At 72.7% G+C, this 25,095-nt stretch carries 23 protein-coding genes, 1 tRNA gene and 1 pseudogene; 10 read left to right on the top strand and 15 right to left on the bottom strand.

Going from position 1 to position 25,095, the window contains the following annotated elements; all coding sequences use genetic code 11:
• The first annotated feature begins 264 nt into the window (after window positions 1-264).
• The gene (locus tag AB0O07_RS22465; protein ID WP_365635943.1) at window positions 265-1,509 is read left to right on the top strand and encodes a M6 family metalloprotease domain-containing protein; all 1,245 of its coding nucleotides are present in this window, start codon (window positions 265-267) and stop codon (window positions 1,507-1,509) included.
• Between the two features lie 79 nt (window positions 1,510-1,588).
• Here the strand turns inward: AB0O07_RS22465 and AB0O07_RS22460 are convergent.
• From AB0O07_RS22460 to AB0O07_RS22420, 9 genes and pseudogenes are all read right to left on the bottom strand, one after another.
• Window positions 1,589-1,662: transfer RNA gene (locus AB0O07_RS22460), tRNA-Lys, on the bottom strand.
• Window positions 1,653-2,386, bottom strand: a pseudogene (locus tag AB0O07_RS22455) (hypothetical protein). Before AB0O07_RS22455 ends, AB0O07_RS22460 begins: the two are co-directional and overlap by 10 nt.
• Window positions 2,387-2,555: 169 nt before the next feature.
• Entirely contained in the window at window positions 2,556-2,906 is a 351-nt protein-coding gene (locus AB0O07_RS22450; protein WP_365635942.1) for a hypothetical protein, read from the bottom strand.
• Between the two features lie 130 nt (window positions 2,907-3,036).
• Window positions 3,037-3,699: a class I SAM-dependent methyltransferase gene (locus AB0O07_RS22445; protein WP_365635940.1), complete on the bottom strand. Its 663-nt coding sequence runs from the start codon at window positions 3,697-3,699 to the stop codon at window positions 3,037-3,039.
• 81 nt (window positions 3,700-3,780) lie between these two features.
• Window positions 3,781-4,263: a hypothetical protein gene (locus tag AB0O07_RS22440; RefSeq protein WP_365635938.1), complete on the bottom strand. Its 483-nt coding sequence runs from the start codon at window positions 4,261-4,263 to the stop codon at window positions 3,781-3,783.
• Window positions 4,264-4,366: 103 nt separating this feature from the next.
• Entirely contained in the window at window positions 4,367-5,200 is an 834-nt protein-coding gene (locus AB0O07_RS22435) for a helix-turn-helix transcriptional regulator (protein ID WP_365635936.1), read from the bottom strand.
• Complete coding sequence (locus AB0O07_RS22430) at window positions 5,190-5,714, bottom strand: DUF6879 family protein (RefSeq protein ID WP_365635935.1); 525 nt, start codon at window positions 5,712-5,714, stop codon at window positions 5,190-5,192. Before AB0O07_RS22430 ends, AB0O07_RS22435 begins: the two co-directional genes overlap by 11 nt.
• On the bottom strand, window positions 5,698-5,907 hold the full coding sequence (locus AB0O07_RS22425) for a hypothetical protein (protein WP_365635933.1): 210 nt from the start codon (window positions 5,905-5,907) through the stop codon (window positions 5,698-5,700). Before AB0O07_RS22425 ends, AB0O07_RS22430 begins: the two co-directional genes overlap by 17 nt.
• 127 nt (window positions 5,908-6,034) lie before the next feature.
• Entirely contained in the window at window positions 6,035-6,922 is an 888-nt protein-coding gene (locus tag AB0O07_RS22420; protein WP_365635931.1) for a LysR substrate-binding domain-containing protein, read from the bottom strand.
• Window positions 6,923-7,102: 180 nt separating this feature from the next.
• Here AB0O07_RS22420 and AB0O07_RS22415 point away from each other — a divergent pair, with 180 nt between their 5' ends.
• The 4 genes from AB0O07_RS22415 to AB0O07_RS22400 all read left to right on the top strand — a co-directional run bounded on the left by AB0O07_RS22415 (window position 7,103) and on the right by AB0O07_RS22400 (window position 12,406).
• On the top strand, window positions 7,103-8,287 hold the full coding sequence (locus AB0O07_RS22415) for a mandelate racemase/muconate lactonizing enzyme family protein (protein ID WP_365635929.1): 1,185 nt from the start codon (window positions 7,103-7,105) through the stop codon (window positions 8,285-8,287).
• A gap of 70 nt (window positions 8,288-8,357) precedes the next feature.
• Window positions 8,358-9,377, top strand: coding sequence for a 5-dehydro-4-deoxyglucarate dehydratase (locus AB0O07_RS22410; protein ID WP_365635928.1), 1,020 nt, complete (start codon window positions 8,358-8,360; stop codon window positions 9,375-9,377).
• Between the two features lie 154 nt (window positions 9,378-9,531).
• Window positions 9,532-10,872: a gluconate:H+ symporter gene (locus tag AB0O07_RS22405; RefSeq protein ID WP_365635926.1), complete on the top strand. Its 1,341-nt coding sequence runs from the start codon at window positions 9,532-9,534 to the stop codon at window positions 10,870-10,872.
• 196 nt (window positions 10,873-11,068) lie between these two features.
• A complete protein-coding gene (locus AB0O07_RS22400; RefSeq protein ID WP_365635924.1) occupies window positions 11,069-12,406 on the top strand; it encodes an enolase C-terminal domain-like protein in 1,338 nt (445 codons plus the stop codon).
• A gap of 78 nt (window positions 12,407-12,484) precedes the next feature.
• Here the strand turns inward: AB0O07_RS22400 and AB0O07_RS22395 are convergent, their stop codons facing one another.
• Genes AB0O07_RS22395 through AB0O07_RS22380 form a run of 4 tightly spaced genes read right to left on the bottom strand, consistent with a single transcriptional unit; the run spans window position 12,485 to window position 17,643 of the window.
• Window positions 12,485-13,825, bottom strand: a complete 1,341-nt coding sequence (locus AB0O07_RS22395; RefSeq protein ID WP_365635922.1) for an AAA domain-containing protein — start codon at window positions 13,823-13,825, stop codon at window positions 12,485-12,487.
• Window positions 13,822-15,534, bottom strand: a complete 1,713-nt coding sequence (locus tag AB0O07_RS22390) for a hypothetical protein (protein WP_365635921.1) — start codon at window positions 15,532-15,534, stop codon at window positions 13,822-13,824. The genes AB0O07_RS22395 and AB0O07_RS22390 overlap by 4 nt, the downstream gene beginning before the upstream one ends.
• Window positions 15,525-16,844 (bottom strand): hypothetical protein, encoded by a 1,320-nt coding sequence (locus AB0O07_RS22385; RefSeq protein ID WP_365635920.1) that lies wholly within the window; start codon window positions 16,842-16,844, stop codon window positions 15,525-15,527. The genes AB0O07_RS22390 and AB0O07_RS22385 overlap by 10 nt, the downstream gene beginning before the upstream one ends.
• A complete protein-coding gene (locus AB0O07_RS22380) occupies window positions 16,765-17,643 on the bottom strand; it encodes a phosphatase PAP2 family protein (RefSeq protein WP_365635918.1) in 879 nt (292 codons plus the stop codon). Before AB0O07_RS22380 ends, AB0O07_RS22385 begins: the two co-directional genes overlap by 80 nt.
• Before the next feature lie 346 nt (window positions 17,644-17,989).
• Between AB0O07_RS22380 and AB0O07_RS22375 the strand changes: the two genes are divergently transcribed.
• Complete coding sequence (locus tag AB0O07_RS22375) at window positions 17,990-18,586, top strand: histidine phosphatase family protein (protein ID WP_365635916.1); 597 nt, start codon at window positions 17,990-17,992, stop codon at window positions 18,584-18,586.
• A gap of 46 nt (window positions 18,587-18,632) precedes the next feature.
• Here AB0O07_RS22375 and AB0O07_RS22370 read toward each other — a convergent pair whose 3' ends face one another.
• Window positions 18,633-20,111, bottom strand: a complete 1,479-nt coding sequence (locus tag AB0O07_RS22370; protein WP_365635914.1) for a tetratricopeptide repeat protein — start codon at window positions 20,109-20,111, stop codon at window positions 18,633-18,635.
• A 419-nt stretch (window positions 20,112-20,530) separates the two neighbouring features.
• Here AB0O07_RS22370 and AB0O07_RS22365 point away from each other — a divergent pair, with 419 nt between their 5' ends.
• The gene (locus AB0O07_RS22365) at window positions 20,531-20,866 is read left to right on the top strand and encodes a hypothetical protein (RefSeq protein ID WP_365636232.1); all 336 of its coding nucleotides are present in this window, start codon (window positions 20,531-20,533) and stop codon (window positions 20,864-20,866) included.
• Window positions 20,867-20,940: 74 nt separating this feature from the next.
• Window positions 20,941-21,810, top strand: a complete 870-nt coding sequence (locus AB0O07_RS22360; RefSeq protein WP_365635912.1) for a fused MFS/spermidine synthase — start codon at window positions 20,941-20,943, stop codon at window positions 21,808-21,810.
• 29 nt (window positions 21,811-21,839) lie between these two features.
• On the opposite strand, the gene AB0O07_RS22355 is transcribed toward AB0O07_RS22360, so the two are convergent.
• Window positions 21,840-22,451, bottom strand: a complete 612-nt coding sequence (locus AB0O07_RS22355) for a hypothetical protein (RefSeq protein ID WP_365635911.1) — start codon at window positions 22,449-22,451, stop codon at window positions 21,840-21,842.
• Window positions 22,452-22,554: 103 nt separating this feature from the next.
• On the opposite strand from AB0O07_RS22355, the gene AB0O07_RS22350 reads away from it, so the two are divergent.
• Both AB0O07_RS22350 and AB0O07_RS22345 read left to right on the top strand, forming a co-directional pair.
• A complete protein-coding gene (locus AB0O07_RS22350; RefSeq protein WP_365635909.1) occupies window positions 22,555-23,301 on the top strand; it encodes a response regulator transcription factor in 747 nt (248 codons plus the stop codon).
• Complete coding sequence (locus tag AB0O07_RS22345; RefSeq protein ID WP_365635907.1) at window positions 23,298-24,854, top strand: HAMP domain-containing sensor histidine kinase; 1,557 nt, start codon at window positions 23,298-23,300, stop codon at window positions 24,852-24,854. The genes AB0O07_RS22350 and AB0O07_RS22345 overlap by 4 nt, the downstream gene beginning before the upstream one ends.
• The last annotated feature ends 241 nt before the right edge of the window (window positions 24,855-25,095 follow it).

Below are 25,095 nucleotides of genomic sequence, written 5' to 3'. Positions count from 1 at the left end.
GCAGGCCGGGTGGCCATTCCAGCTCCCCCGTAGGGAAGTAGGGCGCGGAGCGGGGTTCCCGGGTCATCGAGCGATCGTTTCTGCACGGCTGTGGCAGCGGGCCCACCCAATGTGACCGAGTGTGACTTCGCCGCCGTGCCCGGGGTGTCGGCACGCCCTCACCCGCGTGGGGCACTTCAACAGGGCGTCATGGGGCGAACCGGCACAGGGTGGAGACGTTCCCCCTTCCCCGAGCCGGAGGTCGATGTGGAGCGTCCGCAGCCGGTGGAAGATCCGCGGCCACCCGAGGCGGTGGAGCGGCCCCGGCTGCGCAGGGCCGTCGCTGCGCTCACCTCCCTCATGGCGGTCGCCGCCACGTCCCTGGTCACCGGGCCCGCGGCCACGGCGACCGCGCAGGGGCCGTGCGCTCTGCCCCGTACCGCCGCCCACCACTCGGTCGGCCTGGACACCTGGAACGACGCCTACCCGCGCCCCACCCGCGCGCTCGACGCGGTGATGGTCTTCCTCTCCTTCCCGGACGCGCGGCCGCTGACCACCCCGGCCGCGCTGGCCGCCGACCACTTCCCGGCGACCAGCCGCTTCTACGAGCGGGCCTCGTACGGACGGTTCACGCTCCGGGCCCACCCCCAGCTCCGCTGGTTCGCCATGCCGCACCCCTCCACCGCGTACGGGATACGGCGGGACTGGGAACCGGGCCGGCGGACCGCCTATCTCCGGGACGCGCTGGCCGTTTCCGATCCGGAGATCGACTATTCCCGGTACGACGTGGTCTATTTCGTCGCCGATCCGGACGCCCCCGGGGTCGATTCGGACGCCACGAAGGTCGTCAACCTGGACCGGCCGATGCGCGCCGACGGTACGGACATCAAGCGGGTCGTCACCGTCTTCGAACGCCACCCGCCCGACCGCAATGTGCTGGCCCACGAGACCGGGCACGTCTTCGACCTGGCCGACCTCTACCACCGCCCGACCGGCGACAAGGGCGACTGGGACACGTATGTCGGCGACTGGGACGTCATGGGCAGCCAGTTCGGCCTCGCCCCGGATTTCTTCGCCTGGCACAAGTGGAAGCTGGGGTGGCTGGACCGGCGCCAGGTGAGCTGCGTCCCGCCCACCGGGACGACACTGCTCACCCTCGACCCGGTCGCGGCCGAGCCCTCCTTCGGCGGCGGTACGGGGACGAGGCTCGCGGTGGTCAGGACGGGGGAGGACCGGGCCCTGGCGATCGAGGCGCGCGCGGCCGTCGGCAACGACCTGCACACCTGTACGGAGGGGGTGCTGATCTACCGCGTACGGAGCGGACAGGCGTCCGGCGGCGGCCCGGTCCAGGTGGTGGACACGCACCCGGGCAGCCAGGCGTGCTGGGAGCGCTCGGTGTACCCGCCCCTGGCGAACGCGCCGCTGGCGGTCGGCGAGACGTTCACGGTGCCGGGGGAGCGGACCCGGGTGCAGGTGGCGGAGCGGACGGCGACGGGGGCGTTCACGGTGAAGATCACCCCGGCCCCCTGAGGCGCGTACCCGCCACACGGAAACGACAACGCGAGAAGGCCCCCGCGAAACCGCGGGGGCCTTCTCGTACTGCTGTCTGTGCGCCGCCAGGGACTCGAACCCCGGACCCGCTGATTAAGAGTCAGCTGCTCTAACCAACTGAGCTAGCGGCGCCTGCTGACGTCGTAGACCTTAGCACCCGGATCGGCGCCAGGAAAAATCGATATCCGCCGGACGTTCCCGGAGGTCAGCGGAGGTGCCCCGGGACCCCGCCACCGCCCGCTCCGACGGCCGTACGGGTCGCGGCGCGCGCGGTCCGTACACACGCCCAGAGCAGTACGTCGGGCCCGGGGAGCCAGGGGTGCCGGGTGTCCGGCGCGACCAGCCAGCGCGGCCCGGAGGGGGCGCCGGGGGTGAGCGGCGGTACGGTCACGGCGTCGCCCGCCCCGTGGCAGAGCAGGGCGGGCGGCGCGGTGTCCCGCCCGTCGGGCCCCCGGCCGCCCCACTCCTCCCAGGCCAGCAGCGAGGGCAGCCGCTGGGCGGTGCCGGGCGCGGCGAAGAGCAGGGTCCGCCCCCGGTGCGCGGCGACCGGGCCGGAGCCGGGCCCGTCGCACCAGAGCCGGTTGAGCAGCCGCCGCCCGAAGATCGCGGGCGCGCTCACCACGTCGAAGACGGAGCCGCAGGGCAGCACGGCGGGGGCGGCGGGCCGGGTGGCCCAGAGGGAGAGGGTGGAGCGCGGATACGGCCCCGCCGAGGCGAGCCACTCCGCGCCGGCCGGGGTGACATGGGCGGTCTGATGGCGCCCCTCGCCGCCGAGGAGACCGAAGAGGTCGCTGCGCCGTTCGTCGTCGCCGGTGTGGGGGCTCTGGGGTGACTCGTCGCGTAGCCATGCACTCATGACAGTAAGGTCTACCGGGAGTAACGTCCCCATTCCCCAGTGTTCCCGAAAACCGGGACACCTAGGGACGGAGAGGCGTAACCTACCGCCTTCCGCCACCCCCCTACTGCCCTCGCAGCCCCCCACAACCCCACCGATCACCCCCAGCCGCATGGCCCTGCCGATGCCCCTACTGCCCGCCCGCGCGGGCCTCCCCGGCCAGCAGCTCCCGTCCGAACTCGACCATCTTCTTGGCGTAGTCCTCGGTCCACTCCGCGCGCCGGGCGATCTCCGCCAGGGTGAGCCGGTCGAACCGGCGCGGGTCGGCGAGCTGGGCGGCGGCGACGGCCTGGAACTCCACGGCACGGTCGGTCGCGGCCCGGAACGCCACCGTCAGCTCGGTCGCCCGGGCGAGCAGCTCGGCGGGGTTGTCCATCGATTCCAGACCGAAGAAGTGCTCGGGGTCGGCGACCGCCTCGGACGGCTCGAAGAGCAGCGGCGCGGGCCGCACCCGCCGCCCGCTCCGTTCGGGATCCGCCATGTGTCATTCCTCCTGCTCGCACCGGTACCGCCCCTCACGGGCCACCGTCCATTGTCCCGCCCACCGCAAGTACGCCTCCGGAATCCCCCGAAAACACCACACCAACGGCCCGGGACCGCCGGCCCGTGGCTCAGGGCGCCACCGCGCGGGCGATCAGCGTGCCGATGTGCCCCGGTTCCGGGGCCGGGAGAACCTGGACGTCCGCCTTCCTGAACCCGGCCTTGAGCAGGAGGCTCACCCACTTCCGGGGCGTATGGGCGTACCGGTATGTGTACAGGGCCCGCCCCGCGAACCCGCCCTTGTACATGCCCTGCGGGCCGTACGCGCCGGGGATGGCCGGGGGGTGGGAGAACACCAGTACGCCGCCGGGGTTGAGCCGCGCCGCGACCAGCGGGAGCAGCCGCGCCGGATCGGTGAACCACACTGCCCCGAAGACCGAATACACGGCGTCGTAGGTAGCCGCCTCGGCCCTCAGATGCTCCAGCACCTCGGCACAGACGAACCGCACCCCCAGCGGCCCCCACCGCCGGGTGATGTTCGCGACCATGACGGGCGACAGGTCCACGCCCGTCGCCTTCACGCCCCGCCCCGCGAGATACGCGAGCGCCCGCCCGGTCCCGCACCCGATCTCCAGCACCGTAGCCGGATCCCCCAGCAACTCGGGCCCGGGCCCGTGCCCCGCGTACTGCGTCCAGCAGAAGCCCGGCTCGGAGCCGGACACCTTGCCCTGGGTGCTCTCCGCGAAGGCGTCCCAGAGTTCGCGTTCACTGTCGATGTCGTGTCGTGCGGGCAACGGCGCGCTTCCTCATACGTCGAAGTGAGCCTGCGGGCACCTTGCTCCACAGGAGGGGAGCGGGCACCCGCAGGCTCCGGATCAGTGGCTGTCGGGGACCTTGTTGTCACATGGCGAGCAGTCGGACGCGTCCACCTCCCACAACTCGGCATCCACGGCGAAGCCGTTCGTGCGCAGCAACGCGGCCGTGCGCGTCACGGTGCCGTCCCGGCGGCGCTCGATCAGCGGGGCGTGGTGCTTGTACAGCCCGCCGTTGTACTCCGCGCAGAAGGCGAAGTACACGGGTGTGTCGAGGATGAGCTGATGGACGCCGATGTCGACGGTATACCCCACGCCCATGTCGACGCCGGGGTTCTCCATGGCGGTGATCAGATAGGCGATGCCCTGGCCGAGAATGCGTTCGGCCAGGCTCCGTACGGCCACGCTGTCCCGGAGCAGGAGCGCCACCTCGCGTTCCCACAGGTCGGTCACGCCGACATCCGGGACCAGATGCGGAACACGTTCCTGTACCGCGTTGAGGATGAGGCGCGGGTCTCTGGTCCGCGTCAGGACTGGTGTGCTCATGGTGTTTTTCCTCCCGCTACCGGAATGCCGAACGGAATCGGATCCCCATGCTCCTCCCGGAGCTGAAGCACTCCCAGCGTTATTCATGTTGTGGGGTAGACGATCAGGAACGATAGCCGAGCGCCCATTTTCCGAGCGCTGCTCTGGCCTCTTCACCGAGCAATGCGTGTTCCTCGTAGAAGGCGAATACCTTCAGGTGTTCTGCGATGTCCCTGGCGTCCTGGAAAACGATGCGCCCCGTGAAAGTCTCGACGGTCGCCAGCCGTTGGTCGTAGACCGTGAACGTGTTCATCGGGCCACGCCCGACCAGTGTTCCCAGCGGGATGACACCCATACGTACGTGGGGGAGACGGGAGATCGACACAAGGCGGTCGATCTGTACGGTCATCGCGGCACTAGGGACCACAGCCCATCGCACGGCTTGTTCCGTCAGCAGGAACGTGAATCGTTTCGCGCTGTCGTAGAGGACCGCTTGCCGCTCCAGCTTCCTCGCCACCGTCTTGGAAATGTCCACCGGCGCGTGGTCGAGACTGGCCCTGATGTACTCGGGTGTGGCCAGGAGCCCCGTCACCATCGACGGCAGGAAGTAGCGGATGGTGGTCGCTTCGGTTTCCAGGCTCGCCAACTCCGCCTGCCGTTTCTCCAGGCCCCTGCGCCACGAGGCGCGCTTGCCCTGCCATTCCGTATGGGCGAGTCGGGCGAGAGAGGCCACTTCGGTGACGAGTTCGGGAGGCGCGTCGAGGGCACTGAGAATCAGCTCGACATCGACCAGGCCTGGTGTGATCCGGCCGGTTTCGATATTGCTGAGCTTGGTCTGGGACATGTTGCAGCGCTGGGCGAGCCAGACCTGCGTACGCCCGGCTTGCCTGCGTAGGGCGCGGAGTGTTTCCGCCAGGTCGGCCTTCGACCGGCCCAGCTTTCCCGGATCAAACGTCAAGGCCCTTCACGTACTCCTCGAAGGGCACGGCGTGCTCCAGAGCGATGCGCTTCCACGCCTGATAGGGGGCGGGGTCGCCGGTGTAGGCGCGGCGGTCGATCTGGGTGCCGTCCGGGCGGAAGTTCAGGTGTGCGATACGGGTTTCGTCGAACATCCACCAGTCGCGTCCGGAGAGCGGCAGTCCGTGGTCATCACGGGTCACGTCCAGGACGCGGATGTCCTCACCGGCCGCAATGTTTCCGGGGATGCCCCAGGTGAATTGATATCGCTGATACTCGGTGAGCGGCCGGCGCACGATACGGACGCGGCCGACGCGCCGACCGGAGCCGACGTAACCGCGTACGCGCTCGTGCCAGCGGGCGTTGTGTTCGGTGGGTCTTTCCTCGCCCCGCAGGAAACGGGCCACGTTCTCCTGCTCCCTGGGCATGGTGTAGGTGGGCTGCGCCTCGAACCGCCATGCCTCCCGTTCGAAGGCGTCGAAGAACCTACGCCAGTCCTCACCATCCAAGAGCACGGACGGCCTCCCTCAGAACCTGTTCGGGGATCTCGACCAGGCTCTCCCCCGGAGGGGGAGTGAAGGCGTCGGAAACACTCCCCTGGATGACGAATGAACCGTAATCGGACCGGTAGACGTTCGGGCAATCGTCGTCGTCGCAATGGGGTCCGCCGGCGTTGCCCGTCAGGCGGGTCAGATCCTCGCGCGCCATGGTTTCCCTCCTCGGGTACGGGGCCGTTCGCTGCTGTCATGAGGACGGTAGGGCGGGCTGGGGAGCCTGGTCCATGGCACATCGCCGATATGCGTGTTGTGGGGTAGACGATCTCGGCGGTCCCGGTTCAGGGGCGGGCCGGCAGGTGGTGGAGGAGGGTGCGGAGGGACGGGTTGTCGTTGGTTCCGCGCCAGACCAGGTCCAGTTCCACGGGTTCGGGGGCGGGGAGGGTGATGGGTTTGAAGACGATGTCGGCGTAGCGGAGTTGGGCCGCCGCCTCGGGCACCAGGGCTATGCCCAGGCCGCAGTTGACCAGGGCCAGGATGCTGTGGACCTGGCTCAGGTACTGGGAGTAGACGGGGGTGACGCGGGCGGTGCGGAAGATGGTGATGAGCAGTTCGTGGAAGTAGCGGGCCTCGGTGGGGGAGTACATCAGGAGCTCCTGGCCCTCGAAGTCGGTGACGCGCAGGGGGCCGGGGCGGGTGGTCAGGGGGTGGTTCGTGGGGAGGGCGGCCAGCAGGGTCTCTCGTACCGCCGGCCGGGAGAGCATGTCCGGGGCGGTCGCCGAGGGGCGGACCAGGCCCAGGTCCAGGGTGTTGTTGGCGAGCGCGGCCAACTGGTCGCGGGTGACCATCTCGCGCAGGACGATCTCCGCCCGGGGCACCGCCGCGCGGGCCGTGCGGAGGATGTCGCCGAGGGCGGAGTAGGCGCCGACCGCGGTGAAACCGATGGTGATGGTGCCCGCCTCGCCCGTCGAGACCTGCCGTACGGCGAGCGCGGCATGCTCGGACTGGCGCAGGATGCCGCGCGCCTCGATCAGGAACGCGCGGCCCGCGGGGGTCAGTTGGACCGACTTGTTCGTACGGTTCAGGAGCCGCACCCCGAGGTCGTTCTCCAACTGCCGGATCTGCCGGCTCAGCGGGGGCTGCGTCATCCGGAGCCGCTGGGCGGCCCGCGTGAAGTGCAGCTCCTCCGCGACGGCCAGGAAACTCGTCAGTTGCGTCAGTGTGAACAACGATGCTCCCCAGGTATCAACGCATCCAAATTTGGTGTTAGACGGGAATCTTCCGGCGGCTTAGCTTCGAAGGCAACGGCCGGGCGGGATTGATCTTCCGGGCCGCGCGGCGGGCTCCCGGGACGGAGGCGCCGCTCCTCCCATCGAGGGCATCGGACCATCAACGGCATCGGAGCTTCAGTGGTGAGTACGCGCAACGTGACCCCGCATACCGCGCAGCAGGGTGAGGCGACCCTGGACCGGATCTCGTGGCTCCGGCTCTCCTCGGTCACCCTTCCGCTGGCCACTCCGGTCAGTGACGCCAAGGTGCTCACCGGGCGGCAGAAGGCCATGACCGAAGTTGTTTTTCTCTTTGCCGAGGTCGGCACGGAACAGGGGCGGGAAGGGATCGGGTTCAGTTATTCCAAGCGGGCCGGCGGGCCGGGGCAGTTCGCGCACGCCAAGGAGATCGCCCCCGCCCTGATCGGCGAGGACCCGAGCGACATCGCGCGGATCTGGACGAAGCTGGTCTGGGCGGGCGCGTCGGTCGGCCGCAGTGGGCTCTCCACCCAGGCGATCGCCGCCTTCGACATCGCGCTCTGGGACCTCAAGGCCAAGCGCGCCGGGCTTCCCCTCGCCAAGCTGCTGGGCGCCCACCGCGACTCCGTACGCTGCTACAACACCTCCGGGGGCTTTCTGCACACCCCGACCGAACAGCTCCTGGAGAACGCCACCGCCTCCCTCGCCGCCGGTATCGGCGGCATCAAGATCAAGGTGGGCCGGCCCGACAGCAAGGCCGACCTGCGCCGGCTGACCGCCGTACGCGAGCACCTCGGCGACGACGTGCCGCTCATGGTCGACGCCAATCAGCAGTGGGACAGGGCCACCGCCCAGCGCATGGGGCGCGCCCTGGAGGAGTACGGCCTCACCTGGATCGAGGAACCCCTCGACGCGTACGACGCCCGCGGCCACGCCGCGCTCGCCGCCGCGCTCGACACCCCTGTGGCGACGGGCGAGATGCTCGCCAGCGTGGCCGAGCACGAGGAACTGCTGCGGCAGGACGCCGTGGACATCATTCAGCCGGACGCGCCTCGGATCGGCGGGATCACCCAGTTCCTCCGGCTGGCCGCCCTCGCCGAACAGCGCCACCTCGACCTCGCGCCGCACTTCGCCATGGAGATCCATCTGCACCTCGCCGCGGCCTATCCGCACGAGCCGTGGGTGGAGCACTTCGACTGGCTGGAACCCCTCTTCAACGAGCGGCTGCACATCGCCGACGGGCGGATGCATGTCTCGTCGCGGCCGGGCCTCGGCATCACGCTCACCGAGCAGGCCCGTGCCTGGACGACGGCGGTGCATGAGGAGGGCACCCGGCAGGGCCATTGACCAGCGGTGTGGCCCGCTTTACCCTCCATCCCCATATGTAACTCGAATCCATATACATGGAGAGAAGTTCATGGAGCTGAACACGGCGGCACCGGCACCGGCGCAGGCGCGGGAACAAGTACCGGCGCAGGCACGGGCACAGGAAGTGGCACAGCGGCTCCGGGACGGCATGGCGCGCGGCGTGCTGTCCTTCCCCCTCACCAGTTTCTCGGGCGACGGTGCTCTTGATCTGGATGCGTATCGCGCCTATCTGGCGGCCCAGCTCGACACCGGGCCCGGCGCGCTCTTCCCCGCCTGCGGTACGGGCGAGTTCAGCGCGCTGGACGAGGACGAGTACCGGCAGGTCGTCACCGCGTCGGTCGAGGCGGCCGACGCGGCGGCCGACGAGGCGACCGGCGGGCGGCTGCCGGTCGTCGCCGGTATCGGCTACGGCTGGGCGCAGGCCGTACGGTTCGCGCGGATCGCGGAGGAGGCCGGGGCGGACGCCGCGCTGGTCCTTCCTCACTACCTGCTGAAGGCCCCGCAGGACGGCCTGGTCGAGCAGGTCCGCCGGGTCGCGGCGGGGACCGGGCTGCCCCTCATCGTCTACCAGCGCGACCAGGTGGCCTTCACCGCCGACAGCCTCCGCCGCATCGCGGAGATCCCCACCGTCATCGGCCTCAAGGACGGCCACAGCGACCTGGACCGCCTGCGGCGCCTCACCCTCGCCGCCCCCGACCACCTGCTCTTCTTCAACGGGGCCGCCACCGCCGAGATCCAGGCCCGCGCCTACGCGGCGGTCGGGGTGCCCGCGTACTCCTCGGCGGTCCACGCCTTCGCCCCCGAGATCGCCAACACCTTCTTCACCGCTTTCCGGAACGGCGACCACGCCACGACCGACAGGCTGCTGCGCGACTTCTACGTGCCGCTGGTCGAGCTGCGCGACCGGGTGCCGGGATACGCGGTCTCCCTCGTCAAGGCCGCGGCGCGGCTGCGCGGCCGGGCGGTGGGACCCGTACGCGCACCGCTGACCGACCCGGGGCCGGCGGACCTCGCCGTACTGGAGCAGGTGCTGGACACCGGGCTGGCCCTGGTGGGGGCCGTGCGCTGACCACGGTCAGGTGCTGACGACGGTCACGCGCCGACCACGGTCACGCGCCGACCACGGTCACAGGGTGACCGGACGTCACGGTCGTACGACGCCCGGCGGCATCACGCCGTACCAGGGGCTTGCATTCGCGCACAGTTCAAAGGGGAACTGATCCATGCCACTTGTCGTCGTCGGAATCAGCGTACTGATCCTGCTGATCCTCATGACCAGACTGAAACTCAACGGCTTCATCGCCCTGCTCCTGGTCGCCGTCGGGGTCGCGCTGGTCCAGGGGATACCCGCCGCCGATATCGCGGACGTCCTGGGCAAGGGCGTCGGCGGCCAGATCGGCGACACCATGCTCGTCGTCGGACTCGGCGCCATGCTCGGCCGAGTCATGGGCGACTCGGGCGCCGCCCAGCGCATAGCCAACCGGCTCATCGACTCCTTCGGCCTGCGGTACGTGCAGGTCGCCATGGTCGTGACCGCCATGCTCATCGGCGTGACCATGTTCTACGAGGTCGCCTTCGTCATCATCGTGCCCGTCGCGTTCACCATCGTCCGGGTCACCGGCAAGAACCTGCTCTGGGTGGGCCTCCCGATGTCGATCGCCCTCTCCACGATGCACAGCTTCCTGCCGCCCCATCCCGGCCCCACCGCGGTCGCCGCCACCTTCGACGCCTCGGTCGGCCACACCCTGCTCTACGGCCTCTTCTTCGCCGTGCCGTTCGGCGCCCTGATCGCCCTGGTCTGGCCGCGCCTTCCGTTCGTCAGGAAGATGAACCCCTCGATCCCCACGGGCCTGGTCACCGAGCGGGTCTTCGAAGAGGACGAGATGCCCGGCATGGCCTGGTCCCTCTTCGTCGCCCTCGTCCCGGTCGTCCTGATCGCGGGCGCCGCCGTGGCCGACATGGCCGTCTCCGACCAGGACAGCCCGGTCCTGCACGCCGTCGACTTCATCGGCTCCGCACCCGTCGCCCTCCTGCTCACCCTCTGCCTGGCCATGTGGGTCTTCGGCCCCCGGATCGGCCGCGGCCTGGACGAGGTGAGCGCCTCGTGCGTCTCGGCGGCGAAGTCCATGGCCATGATCCTGCTGGTCATCGGCGCGGGCGGCGCGTACAAGGGGGTCCTCGTCGAGGGCGGCATCGCCGACTACATCAAGGACGCCACGGAGGGCTGGGACATCTCGCCGATCGTCCTCGCCTGGCTGATCGCGGTCATCCTCCGGATCGCCCTCGGCTCCGCGACGGTGGCCGTCGTCACGGCCGCCGGTGTCGTGGCGCCGCTCGTCGCGGGCAGCGGTGTCCACCCGGAGCTCATGGTGCTCGCCGTCTCCTGCGGCTCCATCGCCTTCAGCCATGTCAACGACCCCGGGTTCTGGATGTTCAAGGAGTACTTCAACCTGTCGGTCCTCGACGCGATCAAGGCCAGGACCACGTACACCACCGTGCTCGCGGTCCTCGGGCTGGGCGGTGTCCTCGCCGTCGAGTGGACGCTCGACGCCCTCAGCATCTGATGTATCCGCCCTCAGCATCTGATGTATCCGCCCTCAGCGTCTGATGCGTCCGCCCTCAGCGTCTGATGCATCCGCCCTCAGCGTCTGATGCGTCCGCCCTCGGCGTCTGACGCGTCTGTCCTCGGCGTCTGACGCGTCTGTCCTCGGTATCCGAAGCATCTGACGACGCAGCCCTTCTCCGACCCAAGGAGCCCCGATGACCAGCGGAAGCCAGCCGACCGTCACCGCATTCTCCGTCTACCCCGTCGCGGGACGGGACTCGATGGAGCTGAACCTCTCCGGCGCCCATGGCCCGTACTTCACCCGGAACGTGGTCGTCCTGACCGACTCGGAGGGCCGGACCGGGCTCGGCGAGGTGCCGGGCGGGGAGGCGATCACCCGGACGCTGCGGGACGCCGAGTCCCTGGTGGTCGGGGCCCGGCTCGGCGACTACCAGCGCGTCCTGCGCGAGATCGGCGACCGGTTCGCCGACCGCGACTCCGGCGGCCGGGGGCTCCAGACCTTCGACCTGCGGACCACCGTGCACGCCGTCACCGCCGTCGAGTCGGCCCTCCTCGACCTCCTCGGACAGCACCTCGACGTACCGGTGGCCGCCCTGCTCGGCGACGGACAGCAGCGCGACTCGGTACGGGTCCTCGGCTACCTCTTCTACGTGGGCGACCCGGACCGCACCGACCTGCCGTACGTACGCGAACCCGACGCCACCGCCGACTGGTACCGCGTCCGGCACGAGGAGGCGCTGACCCCTGAGGCGATCGTCCGCCAGGCCGAGGCCACGTACGACCTCTACGGCTTCCGGGACTTCAAGCTGAAGGGCGGGGTCCTGGACGGCGCCGAGGAGGTCAAGGCGGTCCGGAGCCTCAAGGAACGCTTCCCCGACGCGCGGATCACCCTCGACCCCAACGGCGCCTGGTCGCTGCGCGAGGCGGTCGACCTGTGCCGGCCCCTGGTGGGCACCCTCGCCTACGCCGAGGACCCGTGCGGAGCCGAGGACGGCTACTCGGGCCGCGAGATCCTGGCCGAGTTCCGGCGCGCCACCGGGCTCCCCACCGCCACCAATATGATCGCCACCGACTGGCGCCAGATGGCCCACGCCCTGGCCCTCCAGTCGATCTCCATCCCGCTGGCCGACCCGCACTTCTGGACCATGCGGGGCTCCGTGCGGGTCGCCCAGCTCTGCAACGCCATGGGCCTGACCTGGGGATGCCACTCGAACAACCACTTCGACATCTCCCTCGCCATGGTGGCCCACTGCGGGGCCGCGGCCCCCGGCGAGTACAACGCCCTGGACACGCACTGGATCTGGCAGGAGGGCCTGGAGCGCCTCACCGTCGAACCGCCGCGCATCGTCGGCGGCGAGATAGCCCTGCCCCGCGCCCCCGGCCTGGGCGTCCGGCTCGACACCGACCGCCTCCTCGCCGCCCACGAGCTCTACCGGGAGCAGGCACTCGGCGCGCGCGACGACGCGGCCGGGATGCGCTACCTCATCCCCGACTGGACGTTCGACAACAAGAGGCCCTGCCTGGTGCGGTAGACACGGCTCCCTCAGGGCGCCCCGCGCTCAGGCGCGCCCTGTCCTCAGGCGCGCCCTGCCCTCAGGGACGCCCTGCGCTCAGGGGTGCCAGGCGACCCGGTGTTCGGAGAGGTGGGCCAGGACCGAGTGGTTCGCCTCCCAGCCATCGGGGAATTTGATCGTGACGCCCAGCTGGACCGGCTCCGTGGACGGGTGTTCGTCCAGGAGGTCCGTCACGCCCGCGCGGCAGACGACAACGCAGGCGTGGCGGTGGCGGGAGGCCAGGACGCAGAGGCGGCCGGTCTCCAGGTGGAAGGCGGTGGCGTCGGGGCGGCCCGAGAGGGGGTGGAGGACGACCGTGACATCGAACTCCCGGCCCTGGAGGCGGTTGGCCGTGTCCACCGCGACGCCCGTCACCCCCACCTCCGCGAGCGCCGCCCGGACCGCCGCCGCCTGGTCGCGGTGGGCCGTGCCGACCGCGACCCGGTCCGCCGTCACCGGCACCGGACCCTCGGCCCGTTCACTGGTCGCCGCCGCGCCCCGGTCCAGCAGCCTGCGGACCACCTGGGCCACCGCCGCCACCGCCTCCGGGTCGGTACGGGGCGTACGCCGCGCGGGGAGCTCCAGCAGCCCCCAGCCGGACGCGGCTGCCTCGTCCAGCACCCGGTCGGGGCCCGAGCCGTCGGACGGGACGCCGAACGCCAGCCGCCGGTCACCGTGGTCCGTACCGCTGCGGAACGGCGTGTACGGGTAGAACGCCCGCGACACCAGCGGCGCCGCCGAAGCCGGGAGCCGCCAGGAGACCGGCAGCCGGTGCTGGGGCAGCTCCGGGTTGTGCGCCAGGAGCGTGGAGACGGCGCTCGCCGACGGGTCGTACGAGAGCCCCGCCCACTGCTCCGCGCCCACCACGCTGAACGGGTCGAGCTGCCCCGGGTCCCCGACGAACAGGGCGCGTTCGAAGAGCCCCGCCACGGCGAGCAGCGCGTCCGAACGCATCTGGTACGCCTCGTCGACGATGGCGTGCCCCCAGGGCTCCACGTTCTGGACGTGCGCCCACTTCGCCGCCGTGGAGATGACGATGTCCAGGCCGGCCAGATCGGCCGCCTTCGCGGACTTCCGTACGTTCTCCAGGCCGTCCAGCACCGGGTCGTACGGGGCCGGGTCGTTGCTGTGCAGCCGGCCGACCGGAAGCTCGGGTTCCTTCTCGGCGAGCCGTACGACCAGGTCGTCCACCTGCGCGTTGGTCTGCGCCACCACCATCAGGGAGCGCCCGGCCGCGGCCAGTTCCAGCGCGGCCCGTACGACCAGCGTCGACTTGCCCGCGCCGGGCGGGGAGTCCACGACGACACCGCGGTGCGTCCCGTGCAGCGTGTCGCGCAGGATCGCGTCGGTGGCCCGGGTCGCGGCGGCGCCCGGGTCCAGGGCGGGGGGCTGCTTCACAGGAAGTCGTCCTCTGTCAGGGGGTCCGGGGCCGGGAGGGCGCCGTCCAGGGCCGGGTGCTGGTCCGCCGGCGGGCCGCCGTGGGTCCAGGGGGTCTGCTCCGGGTCGGGGAGCTTGGGGCCGCCCCGCTGGTCGTGTTCGAAGAGCGTCCAGGCGATCCGGTCGCCCTTGGCCGGTACGGAACCGGGGGCCGGCTCCTTGGATCTGCCCATGCGGTCCGTCAGGCGGAGGGTGAGGAGGGTGGTCGTGGCGGTGGCCGCCGATTCCGCTCCCGGGCCGTCCCCCGCGCCGGACCCGGCCCCGCTGGCCCCGCCGGACCCGGCCCCGTCCCCCGCGCCGGGCGCCGCCTCGGCCTCGTACCGTACGAACTCCGCCGTCTGCGGGCGGCCCTCCAGGGAGCGGTACGCCTTCACCCCCGCCCCGAGCTGCGGGCGGTCCTCCGTGCGGAGCGTGATCAGGGGGCGGGGGCTCGGGCGCTTGCTCTCGCTGTACGCCATCTCCACCTCCGTCACCTCCGCGAGGAACGCCTCCCCGGTCAGCCGCCGCCCCGCCAGCACCAGCGGGTCGTCCAGCGCCTCCTGGGCCTCCAGCCGGCCCTGGGCGGTCTCCCGCGCGGCGAGTTTCCGGGCCGCCGTCACCGCGTCGTCCCGGCGCGGCTGGGGCGGCTCCCCGGCGCGCACCCGGTCGCGGTGGCCGGTGAACGACCAGCGGTCGCCCGTCCAGCGCTCCGCCACCCGCTCCCCCTCCGGCAGCTCCCGCAGCAGGTCCAGGCTCCGCCAGACCGCGTCCCAGGTCGGCCGCAGCACGGAGCCCAGCAGCTCCCGGATCCGCCGCTCCGCCGAGCTCAGCCGGGCCAGTTCGGCCTCCGCGTCCGCGCCGTCCTCCGCCGCCGCGTGCGCGCTCCGCGCCCGGTCGTACGCCTCGATCGCGGGGGCCAGCAGCCGGTTGTCGAACGCCGGATCGGTCGCGGGCCCGGCCGGCGGGCAGACCAACTGCCCCTCCCCGTCCCGGGCCAGCTCCGCCCGGTACGCCGCCTCCGCGCCCCGCGCCCCCTCCGGCGGGTCGATCCAGGCGAGCAGCGCGCCCAGATGCTGGTCCTCCAGGGTGGACTGGCCGGTCGCCCAGTGGCGGCCCAGCAGATCCGTCGCCGCGAGCAGCAGCGAAGAACCGGGGACGCGGGCACGCTCGCCGTAATGCGTCAGCCAGCGGCCGAGCAGCGGCACGCGCGGCGGCGCGGGGTACGGCGCGTCCGGGTCGTCCTCCGCCGTACGCCGGAACCGCATCGACCGGCCCAGCAGCCGTACGAAGTCGACACCCGGCCGGTTCGGCACGATCAACTGCGGTGCGTCCACGCAGAGTTCGGTCTCGACCTTGACCCGCTTCCCGCTCTCCGGGTCCGTCTCGCTCCGCTCGGCCGGCTCGACCACGTCCGCGTACCCGTCCAGATACGGCAGCACCGCCTCCGCCAGCTCGGCGAGGAACGCGAAGCGCAGATCCCGGTCGCGCGGCTGCGCCACCGTCAGCAGCCGGGGCGCCGCCCGGTCCGTCCCGACCAGCGCCCCGAGCGGCGCGCCCGCCTCGCCCGCCGTGGTCAGCGGGACGAGCACGAGCGGCCGGTCCGTGATCCTGCGGTGCGCCACGGTCGTCAACGGCTGGGCCCGGCCGCTCTCGGTCGCCTCCAGCCGCGCCAGGGTGGTGATCAGCGACATGAGGAAGCCACCTCCGGGGCCGCCGCCTCGGGGGCTGGGCCCCGCCCCTCGGGGGCCGCCGCCTCGCGGGCCGGGCCCGGCCCCTCGGAGCCCGGCCCCTTGGGGGCCCGCCCCTCGGAGGCCCGCGCCTCGGAACCCCGCCCCTCGGAGCCCGGCGCCCGTCGCGCGCCCTCCGCCAGGGCCTGGGCGCGCAGCGCCGCGGCGCGGCGGAGGGTGGCGACCGCCGGGTCCGCCGGGTCGCCCGCCTCCCCGCGCGCCGCCGCCAGCACCGCGCCCACCGTGGTCAGGCCGCCCAGATCGCCCCGTACCCCCCGGCCCAGCGTCTCCACCGCGCCCTCGGCGCGCGCCGCCGAGCGGCAGTGGAAGGCCAGCTCGCAGGCGGCCAGGCACTCCGGCGCGTACGCCGCCCGCACCGCCTCCACCGCGCTCGTCAGCTCCGCGCCCGAGCACCGCCCGACATCGAAGGTCACGGACTCCGGGAGCGCGTCGGCGATCTCCTCGATCCTGGTCAGCCGGGCGAGCTGGCGGCGCGTCACCGAGAGCTGCTTGCGCACGTCCACGACGGAAGCGGCCGGCAGGTTGGAGAAGTCCTTCGGGCAGACCAGCAGCACCCGGTCGGCCACCTCCGCGCCCTCGGTACGCCCCGCCACCGCCTCCAGCGCCAGCGCGTACACCGCCGACTGCCGGGCCGCCGCGCCCACCTTCGCCGCGTCCGCCGCGCCGTCGATCATCGGGAAGGACTTGATCTCCACGACCGTCCACCGCCCGTCGGGACGGACCACCACCGCGTCCGGCTCCAGATACGCCGAGGACCCCGCGACCTCCAGGGCCAGCAGCGGATGGTCCAGCAGCGCCCACGCGCCCGCCGCCGTCGCCTCGCGCAGCGCCAGCGCCGTACGGGCCACGCGTCCCTCGGGCCCCGCCGCCGCCAGGTCGGGGACGAGCACCTCGCCCGGCGCGGGCGGCGCGCCCCCGCCCAGCCGCTCGGCGACCAGCCGGATCAGCTCCGCGCCCCCGTCCGCCTTGACCTTGGCCTCGAAGGCGTTGCCGCGCATGAAGGCGAACTGCGACTGCCCGAACGGCGCGGGCGAGCCCAGCGCCGTCGCCAGCGCCGCCTTGTCGACGCCCGCGCCGTCGAGCAGCGCCCGGCGCCGGCAGCCGGGGTTGGCCGCGAGGGCGGCCAGCGCGCGGGCGTCCAGCGGATGCGGCGCGACGGTGGGTCCGCGCAGCTCAGCGAGGCGCTGCCGGAGAGTTGTTCGCGGCGGACGTACCGGCACTGTCGCGGGTCCGCTGCCCAGGGAATCGCTCACCCGCCGAAGTCTCGCATCCGCCACTGACAATCGGGGCGGAGTCCGTCGGCCGGGCCGCCGCCCGCGCCCGTACCAGCGCCGCGGCCCGCTCCACCGCGCGCCGCGCCGGGCGGGTCAGCAGCGCCCCCGCGACCATCACCGCGGCGCCCGCGACCGCGTCCAGGAAGTAGTGGTTCGCCGTGCCCATCACGATCACCGTGGTGAGCAGCGGATACGCCACGCCCAGCCACCGCACCAGCGGGGTGCGCGCGTGCTTCCACAGCAGCACCCCGCACCAGAGCGCCCACCCCACATGGAGGCTGGGCATCGCCGCGTACTGGTTGGTCATCCCGCCGAGCCCGCGCGGCGCGCTCGCCTCGTTGCCCCACCAGCCGTACGCGCTGTACTGGGCCATCGTGTCGACAAAGCCGTAACTGGCGTCCAGCAGCCGGGGCGGGCAGGTCGGCAGCAGCGTGAAGCCGGCCATGCCGAGCATCGAGGAGAGCAGCAGCCAGGTCCGCGCGGCCAGATAGTGCGCGGGGCGGCGGCGGAAGAGCCAGACCAGGACCGCCGGGGTCACCAGGTAGTGGAGCGAGGCGTACAGGAAGTCGGCGGGTATCCCGATCGCGGGGGTGCTGGTGAAGAGGCGGTTGAGGGGGTGCTCGGCATTGAGGAAGAGCGCCTGTTCGACACGGAGGATCGCGAGACCGTGGTCGACCGCCGTCGACACATCGCCGCGCGCCAGCAGCCGCCCGGCCGAATAGAGACCGTAGAGCACGGCCAGCAGCGCCACTTCCGTCCACCAGCGGGGCAGTCGCACGCGCCCCGTGGGACCCTCGGGGCCACCGGGACCATCGGGACCGCTGGGGTCCGTGGGGTCGGCGGGGCGGTTCCCCGCCGCTGCGCTGACGGGTGCGGCAGGTGCGCTGGCGGGATACGGCATCCGGGCGGTCTCCATCATGTTTTCATGCAGCTTTCGGCCGACGTTCAACCGTACGGCGTAAGCGATCGGCGAATTCGGTCGGGTGTACCCCGGAATCGTGTGCGATCACGCCAACGCAGAGGGGGACGCTGCGGAGCGTCGCGAGGTTGCCCCCTGGACGTCCCCGTTCGTTCAGGTACGCGATGATGGAGCGGCACCGACATGAACTTCAGGGAGCTTCCCCATGGCACCGCGCATCCTGCTCGCCCGGCACGGCCAGACCGCCTGGTCGCTGTCCGGACAACACACGGGCCGTACGGACATACCCCTGCTCGAAGAGGGCCGCAGGGGCGCCAAGCTGCTCGGCGAACGCCTGCACCACGAGCCCTGGGCCGGGCTGCCGGACGTGGCCGTACGCACCAGCCCGCTGCTCCGCGCGAGCGAGACCTGCGCGCTGGCCGGGTTCGGTGAGCGGGCCGAACCGTGGGACGCGCTGATGGAGTTCGACTACGGGGCGTACGAGGGGCTGACCCCCGCGGAGATCAAGGCAGGCCGCCCCGACTGGCTGATCTGGCGCGACGGGGTGCCGGACGGCGAGACCCTGGAGCAGGTCGCCGCCCGCGCGGACGAGGTCGTCGCCTGGGCGCGCTCGGCCGACCGGGACGTCCTGGTCTTCGCGCACGGCCACATCCTGCGCGCGATCGGGGCGCGCTGGCTGGGCGAGGACATCGCCTTCGCGGCCCGGATCCGGCTGGACCCGACCTCGCTGTCGGTCCTGGGCTGGGCGTACGACATGCCGGCGATCCAGGTCTGGAACGACACGGCCCACCTGACGGGCTGACCTGACGGGCTGAGGCCGGCGCGTTTCCGCCGGGACACTCCGGCGCTCACGCCCGCGCGTTCACCGACGCGTGCCGTTCCAGGAACGCGCCGACCTCCGGCAGCCGCCGCTGCGGCAGCAGCACCCGTACCGTCCCGGCCAGCGCCGTGTGGATCCGGGACGACTGGACGTCCTCCAGCAGGTCGAGGACCTGGTGCCCGGCCGCCGCCGCCTCGTCCGGGGCTCCCGAGCGGGCCAGGTCGGCGGCGAGTTCGGCGCGGTAGAGGGCGAGGTTGCGGGCGAAGTGCGGCTGCTGGAGCGCGGCGGCGCGGTACGCGTGGCGGGCGGCCCGCGCCCAGTCGCCCAGCGCCGCGTGGCAGAGCGCCTCGTTCGCCTCCAGTTCGGGCTCCCCGAAGAACGACATCCACTCCGGGTCGGCGTCCGAGGGCCCCCGGTCGAAGTAGCCGTGCGCCTGCGAGAGCGCCTGCGCGCACCCCGTACGGTCGCCGAGCCGGGCCCGTCCGCCCGCCTCCCGCAGCGCCAGCAGCGAGAGCAGCCGGGGCGAGGAGAGCCGGGCCGCCGCCCGCCGCCCCGCCTGCGCGGCCCGTACCGCCTCCCGGTACTGGCCCGCGTCCCTGGCCAGGAACGACGTATTGCAGAACGCGTGCGCCTCCAGCGCCGGATCGCCCGCGATACGCGCCGTGGCCAGCGCCTCCGCGTAATGCGAGCGCGCCGCGTCGAAGCGCCCCGAGTCATGGGCGAGCCACCCCACCGAGATCGACAGCTCGCCCGCGCCCGCGTAGAGCCGCTCGGCGGTGGAGCGCCGGGTCGTCGTACCGGCGTCGAGCAGGGAGTACGCGGCGCGCAGCGGCTGGGCGGCGCTCCGGTAGAGCCCGTCGGCGCCGTGCCGGTCGTCCAGCAGCCGGATCCGCCGTACGGCCTCCTCGACGGCGTGCACCTCGGTCTCGCCGACCCGCCGGGGGGCGGGGATGGCGGCGGAGGCGGCGGCGGCGGAGGTGCCGCCGAGGCCGAGGGAGGCGGCCATCACCGTGGCGGGGCCGCTCGTGATGAATGCGCGACGCAGCACGTCGCTCTCCTCGCTGGTTGTACTGGTCGTGCTGGTCTCGCCCGACGGAACAGCCTTCGATGGAACAGGGCCCGACGGAACGGCGCCCGATGGAACGGCGCTCGACGGGGCGGCGCTCGACGGGGCGGCGGCAGGGCCGGCGGCGGCGGGGGAGGGGCGGCGCTGGGAGGTGACCCGGGCCGCCCGCCCCCGTACGTCCTCGCGCGCCGAGAACCCCAGGTCCCGCAGTGTCAGGCCGGGGAACATATGCAGGAAGACCCGTTCGTACGCGTAGTTGGGGCAGCGGATCTCACCGGCCTCCACCCGCCCCACGTACCGCGCGTCGCACGCGACATGCTCCCCGATCTCCCGCGCGGCCCGGCGCACGGCGGCGGCGAACTCCCCCGGCGAGCGCTGCCCGCGCAGCCGGCGGAAGGCGAGGTTGGGTACTGACCGGGACACTGCCCGAGACGACGTCATGCCGAGCCCTCTCCTGGTGCGGCCGTACGTTGGTGCCTGCCAGGTGGCCCCGGCAGGCACGAACGTACCGTCCGTGACAGCGTGCACACAGAGAGTTTGGCAACAAATCGGATTTCTCGCCCAGGATCCGCCATGAAGTGCCATCCTTTGCGGCGGCGTTTCGCCGTAGCCGTTGACGCCGCGCCGCGTTGAACCGGACGGGAACCCGGAGAAGGCGCTCAACGTGTCCGCGTTCGAGTGTCCGCGTTCGACGAGGAGGGCTTGCCTTGTTGGAGTGGGAGTGGAAAAGCGGTACGGAGAGCGGCGGTGGCTCGCGTACGACGGCACGACACGCACATCACCAGGAGTTCAGCGCACGGCCGGAGGCGGCGGGGACGGCCGGTTCCGCCGATGCGGGCGAGCCGGGTGAGGCGCCCGACCTGGTGACGGTCCCCGCGCGGCAGGGACTTGAGGCGGTGGACATCCTGCGGCGCGGGGCGGCCCCGGCGGTGGGGCCCGTGCTGCACGACGGCTCCTGCGACACACTCGGCTTTCTCGTCCCGCCGGGCACGGCGGCCGGCTGGGACCTGCCGGGCAGCGCCTGTACGCAGACGCTCGGCGCCCGGAGCCGCCGCGCCCCCGCCGACCCGCCGGTCACCGGCTCCGGCTGGCTGCTGCCCCCCGAGGCGACCGGCCCGGTCACGGACCCGGAGGTGCTGCGGGCGGCGCTGGGCGAGGCGGCCCGGCTGATCGAGGCGGCGGACCGCTGTCACTGAGGCGCGGCTGACCGGACCGGCGGTCCGGTGATCCGGGCTCTGCTGTGGTGCGGACCTGGGCCGATAATGGGTCCATGGCACGGAGCAGGCGGGACCGGGAGCGGGGGCGGGCGGGCGCCGTGGTCGAGGAGGTCGACTCCGGGACCGCCGAGCTGGCCCCGGACCCGGAGCGGGCCCGGGCCTGGACGCTGCTGATCGACGGGGCGCCGCAGTCCCATGTCGACCTCGACGACCCGGGGTATCTGTCCTTCGCGTACCAGCGTCGCCTCGGCCATGTCATCGACCTCGTCGCCCCGCCCCAGCGGCCCGTGCACGTCGTGCACCTCGGGGGCGGCGCCTTCACGCTGGCCCGCTACACCGCCGCCACCCGGCCCCGTTCCACCCAGCAGATCGCGGAACTCGACGCGGCGCTCGTCCGGTTCGTACGGACGCACCTGCCGCTCGACCCCGGCGCGCGGATCCGGGTCCGCTCCACCGACGCCCGCGCCGCGCTCGGGAAGGTCCCGGACGGCTGGGCGGACCTGGTGATCGCCGATGTGTTCGGCGGGACCCGCACCCCCGCCCATCTCACCAGCGCCGAGTTCCTCGCCGACGTACGGCGGGCCCTCAGCCCCGAGGGGTGGTACGCGGCGAACATCGCGGACGGGCCGCCGCTCGCCCATCTCCGGGGCCAGATCGCCACCGCCGCAAGCGCGTTCGAGCGGCTGGCGCTCGCCGCCGACCCGGCGGTGCTGCGCGGCCGGCGCTTCGGCAACGCCGTGCTGCTCGCCGGCGACCGCGAACTCCCCGTCGCCGAACTGACCCGAAGAGTCGCGAGCGATCCGCACCCGGGGCGGGTCGAACACGGGCGCGGGCTCACCGACTTCAGCGGTGGCGCCGCGGTCGTCACGGACGCGGAGGCGAAGGCGTCCCCGTCGCCGCCCGCCGGCACGTTCCCCGGCTGACCCCGAACACCCCTGCCGTACAAGGCACTTCAGCGGTCGTCGAACTCCACCCTCGGCGGGCCGTCGTGCCACGTGCAGAACACCGAGACCTCCCGGCCGTCCCGCGTGAACGTGACCCGGATCCAGTACTCCTCCGTCCACGCCTGCACCTGCCACCCCGCGTTGGGCGTCGCGGAGACCAACTCGGCGTAGTCGTCGTGAAGTTCGAGGACGACCCGGCCGCCGTCGACCGTGTACCCCGCCACCTTCCCGCCCGAACCGGCCTCCGTGGACGCGGAGTTCCCCTCGTTCGCGGGGGGCGTCGCGCCCGTACCGGAGCCCGCGCCCGGTGACCTGCCGTCGCTCCCCGAACTCTCCGAACTCCCCGGGCTCCGCGGACTCTTCGGGGACTCCGTGCCCGCCGGGGGAGCGGAGGACGAGGGCGGGTGAGCGGGGGTCTCCTTCGGGCGGTGGGTCGAGGACTCCAGCGGTGCCCGCGAGGCCGTGGAGACCTCCTGCGCCCCCTCCACCGGCAGCGGAAGCGCGCGCGGCGGGTCGTACGCCGTGCCCGCCATGACCGTGTGAACGCCCCACCAGGTCAGGGTGGTCGCCGCGCCGGTCGCGAGCAGCCAGGCGATCGCGTGTACGAGTCCTCTGCGCATCGGAGCCATAGTGCACCACGTACGCCACCCCTGTCCCACCGGAGCCGTATCCTCCGCCCCCGGGCCCCGCCCGCCCCCGGCGCGATGGCGTACGGTGCCGCCCATGCCCAGTGTGCTCGTGGTCGAGGACGACCAGTTCGTACGCTCCGCCCTCATCAGGCACTTGACCGAGGCCTCCCACACCGTACGGAGCGTCGGCACGGCTCTGGAGGCGCTGCGTGAAGTGGCCCATTTCCGGTTCGACGTGGTCATTCTCGATCTCGGACTGCCCGATCTGGACGGCGCCGAGGCGCTGAAGATGCTGCGCGGCATCACCGACGTACCGGTGATCATCGCCACCGCCCGGGACGACGAGGCCGAGATCGTCCGGCTCCTCAACGACGGCGCCGACGACTACCTCGTCAAGCCCTTCTCGGTGGCGCACCTCTCGGCCCGGATGGCCGCCGTTCTCCGTCGCTCCCGCGCCGCCACCGGTGAGACGGCCCCGCCGAGCGTCCTGCGGGTGGGCGGGCTCGCCATCGACCCGCTGCGCAGACAGGCCGAGCTGGACGGGGCGCCGCTCGATCTCACCCGCCGGGAGTTCGACCTGCTGACCTTTCTCGCCGGGCGCCCCGGTGTCGTCGTACCGCGCAGGGAACTCCTCGCCGAGGTGTGGCAGCAGTCGTACGGTGACGACCAGACCATCGACGTCCATCTCTCCTGGCTGAGAAGGAAGTTGGGCGAGACGGCGGCCAGACCCCGCTATCTGCACACCCTGCGCGGCGTCGGCGTCAAGCTGGAGCCGCCCGGGGAGCCTCCTGGGCCGCCCGCCGGTCCGCCCGCCGCCCCCGGCAGGGAGCCGCGCCGATGAGATGGGCACTGGTCAAGGTCTCCCTCGCCGTCACCGTGATGGTCGTGGTCGCCTTCGCGGTACCGCTCGGCCTGGTCATCAAGGAGATGGCCAGGGACCGCGCCTTCACCAACGCCGAGCGGCAGGCCGCCGCCATCGGCCCCACCCTCTCCATCACCACCGACCGCACCGAACTGGAGCGCGCCGTCGCCTCCACCCAGGCGGGCGCCGACGGACGGATGGCCGTCCATGTCCCCGCCGTACGGAACGGCTCCGGCTCCGGGGCCGGTACCGGTTCCGGGGCCGGTACCGGGGACGCCGAGGGGAGGGCGGAGGCCGTCGAGATCGGCACCCGGCGCGCCGCGCCCGAGGACCTGGAGACCGTACGCCGCACCCCGCGCGCCGCCATGGCCGAGGTGCCCGGCGGCTCGGTGCTCCTCCAGCCCACCGCCCTCGGCGCGGGCCGGATCGCCATCGTCGAGGTGTTCGTCCCCGACGCCGAGGTCACCCACGGCGTGACCAACGCCTGGCTGGTCCTCGCGGGCGTCGGCCTCGCCCTCGTCGTCGGCTCCGTCGCCGTCGCCGACCGGCTCGGCGTCCGGATGGTCGAGCCCGCCCGGCAGCTCGCGGGCGCCGCGCACGCGCTCGGCGAGGGCAAGCTCGGCGCCCGGGTCCCCGAGGAGGGGCCGCCCGAACTCCGTTCCGCCGCCGTCGCGTTCAACGCCATGGCCGACCAGGTCGTCCAACTCCTCGCCAACGAACGGGAGCTTGCCGCCGACCTCTCGCACCGGCTCCGTACCCCGCTCACCGTGCTCCGCCTCAACGCGGCCTCCCTCGGCGAGGGCCCGGCCGCCGACCAGACCCGGTCGGCCGTCGCGCAGTTGGAGCGCGAGGTGGACACGATCATCCGCACCGCCCGCGAGGCGAAGCCGCAGACGGTCGCCGCGGGCCCGGCGGGCGGATGCGATGTCGCCGAAGTGGTGCGCGAGCGGATGGACTTCTGGTCCGCGCTGGCGGAGGACGAGGGCCGTACGGTACGGGTCGCGGGCGTCGGCGGACCGGTGCGTGCCCCGGTCGTACGGGCCGAACTCGTCGCCGCCCTGGACGCGTTGCTCGGCAATGTCTTCCGGCACACCCCCGAGGGCACCGCCTTCTCGGTCGACGTGCACGACGGCGAGGACGCCGTGATCGTCCTCGTCTCGGACGCGGGCGCCGGGATCGCCGACCCCAAGGCCGCGCTCGCCCGGGGCAACAGCGGCGCCCGCGAGGGCTCCACGGGCCTGGGCCTGGACATCGTGCGCCGGGTCGCGGAGTCCACGGGCGGGGACGTACGGATCGGACGTTCGGTGCTCGGCGGTACGGAGATCCGGATCTGGCTCGGCCTGGACGGCTGGCGCTCCCCGGACGAACGCCGGGGCCACCGCCTGCGCGGCCGGGGACGGAGCCGGGGACGCGGAAGGGGCCGTGGGCGGATCCGGCCGCCATGGGGCCTGGGCCGGGACCGTGACGGATCGGCGGAGGCGGCCGGGGCGACTGATACGGCCGGGGCGGCCGGGGCGACGCGCGGAACGTAACAGGGCGTCAGCGCCCACCTCCGGCGCCTCGGCCGCCGTCACCCGGCCACCGTCACCGGGCCACCGGCATCCGGCCCCCCCCGCCACCCGACCACCGGCCCCCGGCCCCCTGCCGCCGGGAGAAACCTTTCGGTGACCCGATGCCACCCTTAAGCCAGCCCTAAGGATCTCCGCACCACCCCCGATCAGGGCCTCGGCCCCGCCCCGGACCGCTAGCGTGAGAGACGCGGCAACCTGGGGC

Source organism: Streptomyces sp. NPDC093085 (assembly GCF_040683935.1).
Classification (GTDB): Bacteria; Actinomycetota; Actinomycetes; order Streptomycetales; family Streptomycetaceae; genus Streptomyces.
Note: the sequence above shows the minus strand (reverse complement) of the source record. Positions and strands in the feature narration are given on the sequence as shown.

Excerpts from the sequence above, each read along its gene's own strand:
- AB0O07_RS22425 (WP_365635933.1), bottom strand. The coding sequence starts at position 5,907 with ATGGCGCGCGAGGATCTGACCCGCCTGACGGGCAACGCCGGCGGACCC.
- AB0O07_RS22410 (WP_365635928.1), top strand. The coding sequence starts at position 8,358 with ATGGAGCTGAACACGGCGGCACCGGCACCGGCGCAGGCGCGGGAACAA.
- AB0O07_RS22370 (WP_365635914.1), bottom strand. The coding sequence starts at position 20,111 with ATGACGTCGTCTCGGGCAGTGTCCCGGTCAGTACCCAACCTCGCCTTC.
- AB0O07_RS22355 (WP_365635911.1), bottom strand. The coding sequence starts at position 22,451 with ATGCGCAGAGGACTCGTACACGCGATCGCCTGGCTGCTCGCGACCGGC.
- AB0O07_RS22345 (WP_365635907.1), top strand. The coding sequence starts at position 23,298 with ATGAGATGGGCACTGGTCAAGGTCTCCCTCGCCGTCACCGTGATGGTC.
- AB0O07_RS22440 (WP_365635938.1), bottom strand. The coding sequence starts at position 4,263 with ATGAGCACACCAGTCCTGACGCGGACCAGAGACCCGCGCCTCATCCTC.
- AB0O07_RS22360 (WP_365635912.1), top strand. The coding sequence starts at position 20,941 with ATGGCACGGAGCAGGCGGGACCGGGAGCGGGGGCGGGCGGGCGCCGTG.
- AB0O07_RS22350 (WP_365635909.1), top strand. The coding sequence starts at position 22,555 with ATGCCCAGTGTGCTCGTGGTCGAGGACGACCAGTTCGTACGCTCCGCC.
- AB0O07_RS22405 (WP_365635926.1), top strand. The coding sequence starts at position 9,532 with ATGCCACTTGTCGTCGTCGGAATCAGCGTACTGATCCTGCTGATCCTC.
- AB0O07_RS22400 (WP_365635924.1), top strand. The coding sequence starts at position 11,069 with ATGACCAGCGGAAGCCAGCCGACCGTCACCGCATTCTCCGTCTACCCC.
- AB0O07_RS22390 (WP_365635921.1), bottom strand. The coding sequence starts at position 15,534 with ATGTCGCTGATCACCACCCTGGCGCGGCTGGAGGCGACCGAGAGCGGC.
- AB0O07_RS22375 (WP_365635916.1), top strand. The coding sequence starts at position 17,990 with ATGGCACCGCGCATCCTGCTCGCCCGGCACGGCCAGACCGCCTGGTCG.
- AB0O07_RS22450 (WP_365635942.1), bottom strand. The coding sequence starts at position 2,906 with ATGGCGGATCCCGAACGGAGCGGGCGGCGGGTGCGGCCCGCGCCGCTG.